Genomic DNA, 11812 nt, shown 5'->3' with positions numbered 1-11812 from the left:
AGGCTGTAGAGCCAAAATTGCGCTAAACTCAACTTGGCCCAAAACTGCCATCAATCTAAAATCTAAAATCTAAAATCAACAAGGCTGTAGAGCCAAAATTGCGCTAAACTCAACTTGGCCCAAAACTGCCATCAATCTAAAATCTAAAATCTAAAATCTAAAATCAAAATGACTGTCCAGCTAAGCGACATTGAAACTCAACTAGAAACCCTCGGTCAAGAGTCCAAAAGTGCGATCGCCAGTGCCAATACCCTCGAACAACTCGAACAGTTGCGCGTCGGCTACCTCGGCAAAAAAGGTCAACTTTCTCAAATTTTAGGCATGATGGGCAAACTGTCGCCAGACCAGCGGCCCAAAGTAGGTGCGATCGCCAATACAGTCAAAGAAGCCCTGCAAGCCGATTTAGAAGACAAGCGCGCCGCCCTCCAAACCGCCCAAATCCAAGCCAAATTAGCCTCAGAAACCATCGATGTCACCATGCCGGGGATTTTTCGCCCCCAAGGCCGCGTTCACCCCTTAAACGCCGTCATAGACCGCGCTCTCGATATCTTTGTCGGCCTCGGCTACACCGTCGCCAACGGCCCGGAAATGGAAACAGATTATTATAACTTCGAGGCGCTCAACACCCCGCCCGACCACCCAGCGCGGGATATGCAAGATACATTTTACCTACCAGGTGGCGACTTACTGCGGACTCAGACATCATCAGTGCAAATTCGCTACATGGAACAGCACAAACCGCCGATTCGGATTGTCTCTCCCGGCCGCGTTTACCGCCGCGATACTGTCGATGCTACTCACGCAGCAGTTTTCCACCAAATTGAACTTTTAGCAATTGATGAAGGTCTGACATTTACTGACTTGAAAGGCACAATTAAAGAGTTTTTGCGGCAAATGTTCGGGCAAGATTTGCCGATTCGTTTCCGCACGAGTTACTTTCCGTTTACCGAACCTTCGGCCGAAGTAGATTTGCAGTGGAACGGCAAATGGCTGGAAGTTTTGGGCTGCGGAACCGTCGATCCTAATGTTCTTAAAGGAGTGGGTTTAGACCCAGAAAAATATACTGGGTTTGCGGCCGGTTTTGGGGTCGAGCGGTTCGCAATGGTACTTTATGAAATCGACGATATTCGCCGGGTTTATGCTAGCGACTTGCGCTTTTTGCGGCAATTTTAAAGCATGGTTTGGGGTCGGTTCTACAAACCCTCTAGAGATTTTGCTTAAGCTACATCAATTTGGGAGTTTCAAGTAAGCAGACAAGAGCGACAAAACCATAAGATATTGTGGGCGGGTGAGTGCAAGTAACTCTGGCTATCCGACTTCTTTCAGGTCAAAACCCGCCCCCTCACATCAGTTTATTCATGCCCGCTTACTTAAGTAGACAAGGCCTTTGCACTTACCTACTTATTTATTTTCTAATTGCTAAAAACATCCTTGATGCTGTCAACAGCGCGCTCTACAGCATTCTTGGTATTATCTACTGCTTCCTGAGTCCGAGCTGAATCTTCCGATGCTCTTTTCTCAATTGTGGCCGCATCTTTCTTAGCTTTGCGCTCTACGACACTACCATCCTCAGATGCTCGATCGACTTTAGCAGCATTTGTCTTGGCAGTTTCCTTAACCTTCTCTTCTGTATCTCGGATGAAGTTCTTGGCTCGTCCAGCATCTTTGCTGGCTTTTTCTTGAACCGCATCGCCCGCATCTGCTGCTGCGATCAAGTTTACAGCAGGAGAGGCCATTGCTGCGGTGTTGGAGAAGAACGCACCAGACCACACGAAGGCCATCGCTGACACGCAAAGCACAGTTGTAGCCATCCAGCGCCCGACAGTCGAAAGCCGTTTCGTAAAAGAATTCAGTTTCATACAATACACAATTCAGAGATGACATTCTATTTCTACTCGATCAGAGCGATCGGCTGAACCGTTCTCTAGAGAGATGTTATCCGCCAACGAACGGTTAAAAAATTTCCCCCTTTTGATAGATGGACGCAAAGAATGTCAGTCAATTTTAGATTTTAGATTTTAGATTTTAGATTTTAGAGTTGACTCCCCAGCCGCCATTTAGAATCTTGAACTTTGGTGAGTAGATTGTAGATTTTAGATTAAAGATTAAACAATTGATGTCAAATCTGTTAGGGTCGGAATTATTCATATATCTCTTCTCGACTTCTGCGTTAATCTGCGTCAATCCTTTGTCATCTGCGGTTAAGAAATTTTCTTTTTTTAACCGCAGATGAGGGCAGATAAACACAGATTAACGCAGATGAATGATATCAATTCCGGTTCCACCATCCATCGGTAATTGTTGATTGTTGACTGGATTTGACTATTCCGATGCAACCGGAATTGATATGACTCCACAACCGGAGCGCAGAGCCGCGCGCTTAAGTAGATAGGCGGGAAAAATTATGTTTATGCAACTAAACATTAACTAGCGTGATTCAAGTTAAATTTAACACATTGTTTACGACCAGTAAGTAGGTGCGACAGTCAAGCTATCATCAACCGGGCGATTGTTTTCATAAAATATCGCTTCTAAGAATTATTTCACGGAGTGACCATCGCTTTGGGCTACATACATATTTGGCCGCTCATCTACTTATTTAGGAATAGGTTGTTCCCGAAGTTGTGCGTGGGAGCTCAACAGATAATACTTATAATGACTAATCACAATTTAGCAAAAAAGTCAATACCGTTTCATCAATTCCCTTTAGTTTCAAAGGCTTATATTTAACAATGCGATTTTCCTCAACATAATCTGCAACCGCCGCCGAAATTAGCACCGTGTTTGGTTCCGTCACCTCTTGCAAGCGGGCGGCAATATTCACGCTCGGCCCGATCGCAGTATAATCCGATCGATCAGGGCCGCCAAACATCCCCACCACCGCAGTACCCTGGTGAATTCCGCAGCGAAACCGCACCGGAGGCACGCCATTTTCCCCAACAATTCCCTGCTCCAACCAGCCCTTGTTAAGCTCCTTGAGAGCTCGCAGCATTTGCCCCGCAGCAGCCACAGCGCGACGTACTTGCTCATTAGGCGTTAGTTCCTCCGGCGCGCCAAAGAAAGCCATTACCGCATCTCCAACAAACTTGTCCACGGTACCGCCGCTGTCAAAAATAGCCTTAGTCATTGCCGCCAAATATTCATTCAAAAGCTCAGCTACCCGGCGGGAGCGCAGCGTATTTGCCATTTGAGTAAAACCAACAATATCGCTAAACAAAATAGTAATCAATCGCGGTTCCGGGCGCAAATCCAAGGCCAAATCTCCAGCCGCTGCGGCCTTCACCATCGCCGGCGGTAAAAATCGGCGCAGCACCGACTCAGTTAAATAACTGTTTAACTGCTGCACTCGGCGCTCATTTTGTTTGAGGGCGATCAAATTCCGCACTTCCGCCAACAATTCTCGATCATTAAAAGGCTTGGACAAATAAGCATCCGCACCCCGTTCTACTCCTTCAATTCGAGTATCTTCGTCGGCTTTAGCAGTCAGCAAAATTGCCGGAGTTCCCTGTAATTCCTCATCCTCTCGAATCATCTTAATCAAATCCAAGCCCGAAATCAAAGGCATCATCAAATCAGTTATAATTAAATTAGGGCGACGTTTTTTAGCCACGGCAAATCCTTCTTCTCCGTTGCGCGCCAACAAAACTGCAAACCCGGAATCTCGCAGAATTGCCGACACATAAAAGCGCAAATCTGGATTGTCGTCAACCACCAAAACCGTTCCCACTGCTGTTTCTGATCGGACAGGATCGAGCGCCTCAAAGTTAGGATTTTCTGCCTCATTTTCCGACAAATCCGCCTCCACATCTGCCAGTTCCACCGCAGCTTTCGATGAGTGAAACTCCGCAGGTATTTCTAGTACCTGTTCCGGGGGCAAGTGCGTCGAACCGAAGTGCAGCCAAACGGTAAAAGTAGTACCTTCGCCGTAAACTGACTCAACTGAAATTTGACCGCCGTGAAGTTCGACTAATTCTTTGACAAGTGCCAAACCTAAACCGCTGCCTTCGTAGGAACGGCTAGCTGAACCTTCGGCTTGGTGAAAGCGCTCGAATAAATAGGGAATTTGTTCGGTGCGAATGCCGATACCCGTGTCTTTTACTTGTAACAGGCAGTGAGCGCCGGCCGATTCAACTTTGAGGGTGATAGTTCCGCCTTCTGGGGTGAATTTGACAGCATTTGACAGCAGGTTGTAAATAACTTTGTCGAATCTTTCCAAGTCCAAATAAAGTAAAGGACATTCTTGCAGTTGGGTAATTAAGTGCAGTCCTTTTTTCTCGCAGTAGGCGCGGAACGACTCTGCGGTAGAGTAACAGAAACCGACTAAATCGCAGGGGCGAAAACTTGGCTGCATCCGTCCGGCATCAAGCCGCTGCAAGTCCAGCAGTTGATTTACCAAGCGCAGCAGGCGGCGGGAATTACGCAAAGCGATTACGGCTTGTTCGTAGGGTAAGTCTTCTTTGCGTCTGCAAGCTGATTCTAGAGGGCCGATAGTTAGAGTTAGAGGCGTGCGGAACTCGTGGGAGATATTTTGGAAAAATTCGGTTTTGAGCCGATCGGCTTCCAGAAGCCGTTCTGCCTGCTGTCTGGTAGTCTGGTAGAGGCGCGACTGCTGCACGGCCAGAGCAGCTTGAGTTGCGACTATTTGAGCCAGGTCAATGTCTGAGATGTTCCAGCGGCGGATGCTGTGATTTTGGCGCAGGGAAATGCTGCCGATGATTTTGCCTTCTGAGAGCAAGGGAACGACTAACAGGGCGCGGGCTGGCGATCGAACTTGCAGTTCTGTAACATTTAATTCGGGGTGTTCGTCGAGGTCTTCGATCGCCACCGGCTCTTTTGATATCATAACTTGCAGCAACACCGGATTGCCCCGAATCGGCACCAAAGACTGTGGTAAAGAAGGATGGGCAAAAACCCAGGCGCGAGTGTTAGCAGCAGCATCGCCAGAAGCCGTCTCGTAGCCCAGAGGGTTCGCAACTAGCTCTGGATTATCAATAAAACCCTGTTCTACAGCCACGGTATCCCTATCTGTGTCGTATAGCCCCACGCATTGGACGTATTCATCATCTTCTGTCCACAGAGATAGGGCGCAGCCGTCAACTTGCAAAGCTTGGCCGAGTTGTTGAGTAATGGCTGCAAAAATATTTTGGGGATCGAGACTCGATCGAATTGCCGTAGTAATAGTATTGACTAAGGCCTCGCGCTTGGCCAGCGCCCGCACCTGTTCGTAAGCCCGGGCTTGAGAAAGCGCCAAAGCCGCTTGGTCTGCCACCGTAATTACCAACTGTACCTCGTGGTCTTGCCACTGGCGCGGTTCCTCAAACTGGTGCAGCGCCAACACTGCCATCAGTTCGATTTTGTAAAATAGCGGTACGATCAAGCTCGATCGAATATTCGCAGCTTCGTAAGCCTGCCGTCGTTGCTGATTATCCCAGTTTAAAACTCGATCGTCAATTTGGGCATCTTGAATCACCTCCACATCCAGAGTTTCCCAAACCAAATCCGGAAGCAAATCTGGGGAGAGTTCGGCAGCAGAAGCATCACCGGGCCTCGTTTCCTCATCGCCCTGCTGCCCTTTAGTTTCTGCCTTCTGGTAAACGAACCACTCATCGGCTACCCGGCCGTCTTGGAACGGCCGCAGCAGACAGCAACTCACCTCAAACATCTGCCCGACAGTTTCCACAATTCTTTGCAGCATTTGCTGGTAATTGGGAGCCGATCGGATAGTATTGGTAACGGCATAAAGCAGCGATTCTTGGCTCAAAGCACGGCGCAGTTCATTGGTGCGCGTTTTCAGAAGATTGTGAGTCTCAACAGCTTGACTGACAAGATTTATCAGCTCTTGAGCATCCCAAGGCTTGGTAACGTATTTGAATACTTTGCCAGCGTTAATAGCTTCAACTAAATCTTCAACATCCGTATAGCCAGTTAAAATAATTCGGATCACGTCGGGGTACTGAGCTGCCGTCAGGCTGAGAAACTCCGTACCGCTCATTTTTGGCATTCGCTGGTCAGAGATAATCACTGCTACTTCTCCCTCTTTTGCCAAAATTTCGAGAGCAGCGGGGCCAGATTCGGCTCTGAGCACTTTGTAGTCTCGATGGAAGGTGCGGTAAAGCAAGTCGAGGTTATCCGGTTCGTCATCGACGATCAGAATTTTTAGTTTAGGATTTTCTTGGGAATTCATGCACCGTTCTCCTGTGCCCCGGGGCTGTTCGATTTAATAAGTCTGATTAAGGGAAGAATTCGCCGATTTAACTTACTGAAGTCATACCATTTTCGATTTTCGATTTTCGATTTTCGATTGCGAATGACTGATGACATAAGGATTGGGAGTTTGCCTAGAGTGCCATTATTTTGGGAAAATGGTATCACAATAATTCGTGGATATGAAGTTGTTGTGAGTAGGTCGAGGCAAGCATCAACCTTGATTTTTGATGTCTGGGTTTTCAATTCGGAATTCTTCTGAGCCACAGTTATCTGTCGTGCACCCCAATTTTATTATTATTTAATGATATTCACATAAACTCGTCTCCCGATAATTTTCTTTCCCCCCCTACCTTTATGCAGCAGGAGAGCAAACACAAATCTAGCCATTTTAACTGCCGTCTGGATATCTCAGAATACATAGGAATAAGCGTCCTGATTGTGAGTTTATTTGCCAAATGTATGTTAGATACTGGCTCCTGGGAATATTTTATTTGGTATGTGAAAGCTGCCCGCAGCAAGATACAATAGACAACCAACATCTTCCCCTGTGTTTTTTTCCCACAAGTAATAGCAACTTTAACAGTCAGCCAAGGATAGCGACCACAATCGGGCGCCGAGCCCCTGACTGATATTCGGGGGTGGCCCACAGACCACAGAGGTGTCTGTGGGAGTGACGCAATTGCTGTACCATTTTAGTTAGACTTGCACTTTTTTCCCCGATCTCGGCATTTTTTGTGCCTCCTCCAGACCAACGCCCAAGCCAATTACTGCGGCGAAACACCGCAAGTTCGAGCATCCATCTGTTAATCTTAGCTAGGGATGTACTCTGTGGAAACCGATCAGTCGATTTGAGATTTGAGATTTTAGATTTGAGATTTACTCCACAGATGAATCGCGGAGCTTGAACTAGGGTCGAAAATTTTGATCTGTCCCCGACGAGTGTCGGTGGCTTGTATCGGTTTTTGGGCAGGGTCAATCAGCTCGATCGAGGTTTTGAAGGTCTCGCGCGCAGCAGAGTATCGAACCGACGGGGAAAACCCCTGCAGACAGTTTCCAGGCATCCAAATTTAAATTGGAGGTTGGAAAAGTACCCAGTAGCTCAACAGGTAAGGCAGGTTTGATCGGGGATGGGCGATGGATAGCCCAGAACTGCTGAAAGCTGGGGTGCCAGGTCGGGGGGCGGCGGGGAACATCCGACGCGCGATCGAGCCGTACCCGGTGTTAGTATGGTCAGTCGTTGAGTTTTTCAACTACCGCTTGACGGATAAATTATATTCGATCGGGTATTTCGGTAAGCAGAGAGCGGTAGGATTCCGGGAACCTGACGTTAAAACCTTTGTGATTGTTTTTAATACCTTGCCCGCTAAGCTGTCGCGCATTTAATTTGTAAGCTACTGTTTACTTAAACTCTTGTGATGCCGGCCGAAAGCCAGGGATCAAGCTTCAATTTAAAAGCCAAATAGCTTATCCACAAATCTAGTATTAGGGGATGAGTTTTATTTTTTCATAACTAGAGTATTAACTGCTAAAAATTTTCCCTTTACCTCAAATACTACTTAAAGTCAAGCACCAAAAAATGTAATTTAATCGGGCTAATAAACTATGCCTATAAGTTACGTTATAAGATCAGTATAACATCAGTGAATTTTCTAAGAGGGTAGCTTAGAAACCAGCGTAAAAAAATTAATATAGTGGCCTGGCATTGTGAATCCTTCCTTTTTTTCCTCACCATCTCACCAACAACAAACCCCCGGACTTTCTGGTTTTTCGATCCGGGTGGCTGCGCCCAACGACTTAACGCAGCTAGCTGATATTTTAGCCATGAGCTTTCACTCCCGCGAGGGGTTTGTAGAATGGGTGTATCCAGTGTTGCGTTTGGGCATTTACGAAGATTTAAAAAATCGACTGCGTTCTAAGGCAGAACATTACATTTGTCTGGTTGCTGAGCTAGTCTCGCGCGAGGAGGGAACGCAGAATTATAGGGCGCACCGAGATCAGCGCATAACAGGAACAGTAGAAATGGCTCTGCGTTCTCGCTTTCCTTGGCAAATCCCTAATTCTGACTATCCTTATTTGTCGAATTTAGCCGTTCACCCGGAGTACCGGCGGCAAGGGGTTGCTCAACAATTGCTCAGCAACTGCGAGGAGACAGCCAGAGAATGGGGATTTTCTGAGATTTACCTCCACGTTCTGGAAAATAATCACCCAGCGCGACAGTTGTACTATCAAGCCGGCTATCGCTTGCAACAGGTGGATTGGAATTGGACTGGTTGGCTGTTGGGGCAGCCGCGCCGGCTGTTTTTACGCAAGCAGATATCGCTATCCTAAGCTAAGTATTTGAATTGATTATCGGGAATTGGGGCTTCGCCAAGAAAAAGGAAAAAATAGCTCTTCTTTCCTTCTATTGTGAATCAATGGAATGGAAATGGGGAATTAGTGATGAATTTTAGTTGACTCTTAAGCCCGATCGCAAAACACAATAAAATTAGTTGCTAGTAAGCTGTTACGCATTTAAATTGAAAATTCGGGACAGGCTAGAAGCCCGTCCCACAATAGTTTTATGGATTTTTGACACACAGTTTAAATGTAAAACAGCTTAAACACTATTTGTTACCAACCCTTGTGTACCTGGGAACACCTGAAAAACTCCATACAAAGTTATATCAACTCCCGTCGCCTCGTCGGGCGTAAAAACAAGTCAAAAATCACGGACGCTGCAACAGGAATTAATCGAATTCATCTGCGTTAATCTGTGTTTATCTGCCCACATCTGCGGTTAAAAAAAGAAAATTTATTAACCGCAGATGACAATGGATTGACGCTGATTCACGCGGATAATAAGAGATTTATGAATAATCCCAAGGCTAACTGATTTGATATTATACCAAATCCGGCTGGAATACACCCTTATTTTTTAGCATTTTAGAGAGGGACAAAAAGCCACTGTAAGAGCCATGACAAAAGCCGAGTGCAACAAAGTTTCAAGCCCCCGATTGAGTATTGTGAGGAACGCCACAGAAGTTCGGATCTGCTGTGGCGTTTTGTTCGCCAGAACAGGGGACTTTCGCCACCAATTCTAACCCTCAAAGCGCAAGATCTCTGATAGGAAATCCGAGGAGCCGATCGCCCCGTTAACCCCCACCAGATTTGCTAAAACCCGATCGGTTCCTGCTACTTGCAGCAACGTACCGTTCGGAGTGGCGCTAAATTGCAACTGCTGGAAACTCAGGCCGTCGCTCAAAACCAACTTATCGACGCCTACCTCGAAGTTAATGACAGTATCAATGCCGCCATCAGCACTCAACACATATCGATCGAACCCAATACCTCCAATTAAAGTATCCTCGCCCAAGTCGCCAAACAGCCAGTCATCTCCAGCGCCCCCATTGAGAAGGTCGTTATCTTTACCACCAATCAGAGTATCGCTGCCAGCATCTGCGTTGATAGTATCTTGACCTTCATTGCCGTAGAGCAAGTCATCGCCATCACCGCCGTTGATGCAGTCTTGCTGGTCGTTTGCCCCCACCGAGACAGCCCGGTTATCAGCACGATCGCCATAGATAGTATCGTTACCCTCGCCACCGCAGAGTTCATCGCTGCCGTCACCGCCGTAAATCAAGTCGTCGCCCTGATCTCCGTGTATGAGGTCGTTAGCTTTACCGCCGTAAATCAAATCGTTGTCTTGACCGCCACTGATGGTATCTTCAGCTTCATCGCCAAACAGCACATCAGCACCGATGCCGCCAAAGAGCAAGTCCTGACCGCCAACATCTTTAACTCGACTTCGAGCGCCACCGTACATGGTGTCATCGCCGCTGTCGCCAACAAGGGTATCAGAGCCGAGCTCGCCCCAAATCAGGTCATTATCTTTGCCACCCCAAACACAATCATTGCCTTTACCTGCTTGCACGGTATCATTACCGTGGCCGCCGCCGATGATGTCGTTGCCGCTGTCGCCAAAGATTAAGTCTTGTTCCCCAATATCCCCGATTGACTGGGAACTGCCACTGTCACCGAGCAGAGTATCGGCTCCTTCACCGCCGTAGAGGGTATCGGAGCCTAATTGACCGTAGATGATGTCATTGCCTTTACCTCCGTAAGCGCGATCGTTATCTTTGCCTGCAACCAGCGTATCGTCGTCTTGTTGGCCGTTGAGGAAGTCGTTACCGAAGCCTCCGTACAGCAAGTCGCGTCCCTGGGAGTCGGTGGCCCTTTGGTCGCGGATGCCCCCAAACAAGCTGTCAGAGCCGATGCCACCAAACAAGGTATCGGAGCCGAGTTCGCCCCAAATTCGGTCATTTTCTTTACCTCCAAGGGCAATATCGTCACCTTTGCCGGTATGGATGGTATCGTCGCCCTCGTTGCCGTTAATGAGGTCTGCACCCTCGCCTCCGAAAATCAAATCGCCATTGTTTTGAGCACTGCTGGAGTTATCGCCGCCGTTGTCTCCCAAAATCGTATCCGCACCTCGATCTCCAAACAGGGTGTCAGAGTCTAAGTCGCCGGCAATCCAGTCGTTCTGTTTGCCTGCAAATACGATATCGTTGCCCTCGTCTCCGTAAACAATATCGGTGTCAATGCCCCCAAAAATCCTGTCATTGCCTTCGTTGCCGTGAATTTCGTCCGCGCCGTCTTCACCTAAAAGCAGGTCGTTACCTTCAAAACCGACGATTTTTTGGTTGCCTTTGGTGTCTACGATCAAGTCATCGCCGTCGGTTCCTTTGGTGGTTTGTCCCTCGGAAAATTGTGAAATCGGCCGGACAAATCCAACAGCAGGTGGTTGCTGCGGCGGCGCAAAGTTAATTCCCGGTTTTTCAATAATGGGCGAACATTGACAGTCGGTATCTGTTTCGCCGATCGGATTTGAGATGATCGGCGATGTCGGCGTTGGTGTGGGAGTTGGCCCATCCGCCCGCAAGATAGCGACAAAAGTAGCGGGAGCGGGACTGATGGCACCGCTGTTGTCTGTGGCGCTATAGGTGAAAGTGGCTCCTGTAAAGTTGCCTGTGGCTTGCAAAAATAGTTGCTGTAACTGTTCTGGCGTCAGGACTTGACCTAGTGTGACGGGTACGCCACCGCCCAAAGCTGGATCTCCTAAAAACAGGACGGCTTGGTCTGCAGGAGGCAGGGTGTTGATGGTGTAAGAGGCGATCGACCCGTCGGGGTCGCTTCCTCCCAATCCTGTGACTAACTGGCTGCTGTTGGGGCCGAGGCTGGAGTTGGCATTGTTGGCAACTGGCGGTTGGTTGTCAGTTGGAAGTATGGCCGCGACAGTAGCGGTAGCGGGACTGGTGGCACCGCTGTTGTCTGTGGCGCTGTAGGTGAAATTGGCTCCTGTAAAGTTGCCCGTCGTGAAGAAAAACAGTTGCTGTAACTGTGCAGGAGTCAGGACTTGGCCTGGTGTCACTGGTACACCGCCCAAAGCTGGATCTCCTAAAAACAGGACGGCTTGGTCTGCAGGAGGCAGGGTGTTGATGGTGTAAGAGGCGATCGACCCGTCGGGGTCGCTTCCTCCCAATCCTGTGACTAACTGGCTGCTGTTGGGGCCGAGGCTGGAGTTGGCATTGTTGGCTAATGGCGGTTGGTTGCCAGTTGGAGTTGGTGT

At 48.2% G+C, this 11812-nt stretch carries 5 protein-coding genes and 1 pseudogene; 3 read left to right on the top strand and 3 right to left on the bottom strand.

The annotated features are described in order from the left end of the window. Nucleotides 1-168 precede the first annotated feature (168 nt). Complete coding sequence (gene pheS, locus QUB08_RS10130) at nucleotides 169-1173, top strand: phenylalanine--tRNA ligase subunit alpha (protein WP_333224624.1); 1005 nt, start codon at nucleotides 169-171, stop codon at nucleotides 1171-1173. 239 nt (nucleotides 1174-1412) lie between these two features. On the opposite strand, the gene QUB08_RS10125 is transcribed toward pheS, so the two are convergent. Both QUB08_RS10125 and QUB08_RS10120 read right to left on the bottom strand, forming a co-directional pair. Further along, a complete protein-coding gene (locus QUB08_RS10125; RefSeq protein ID WP_333224623.1) occupies nucleotides 1413-1859 on the bottom strand; it encodes a hypothetical protein in 447 nt (148 codons plus the stop codon). An 800-nt stretch (nucleotides 1860-2659) separates the two neighbouring features. Next, on the bottom strand, nucleotides 2660-6184 hold the full coding sequence (locus QUB08_RS10120; protein WP_333224622.1) for a response regulator: 3525 nt from the start codon (nucleotides 6182-6184) through the stop codon (nucleotides 2660-2662). A gap of 1157 nt (nucleotides 6185-7341) precedes the next feature. Here QUB08_RS10120 and QUB08_RS10115 point away from each other — a divergent pair. After that, complete coding sequence (locus QUB08_RS10115; RefSeq protein WP_333224621.1) at nucleotides 7342-7590, top strand: hypothetical protein; 249 nt, start codon at nucleotides 7342-7344, stop codon at nucleotides 7588-7590. A gap of 321 nt (nucleotides 7591-7911) precedes the next feature. Next, the gene (locus QUB08_RS10110) at nucleotides 7912-8535 is read left to right on the top strand and encodes a GNAT family N-acetyltransferase (RefSeq protein WP_333224620.1); all 624 of its coding nucleotides are present in this window, start codon (nucleotides 7912-7914) and stop codon (nucleotides 8533-8535) included. Between the two features lie 748 nt (nucleotides 8536-9283). Here the strand turns inward: QUB08_RS10110 and QUB08_RS10105 are convergent. Beyond that, nucleotides 9284-11812: pseudogene (locus QUB08_RS10105) on the bottom strand (DUF4347 domain-containing protein); the annotation flags it as partial.

It is taken from the genome of Microcoleus sp. BR0-C5 (assembly GCF_036705045.1).
GTDB lineage: Bacteria > Cyanobacteriota > Cyanobacteriia > Cyanobacteriales > Microcoleaceae > Microcoleus.
This window is presented reverse-complemented; position numbering and strand designations above follow the sequence as displayed.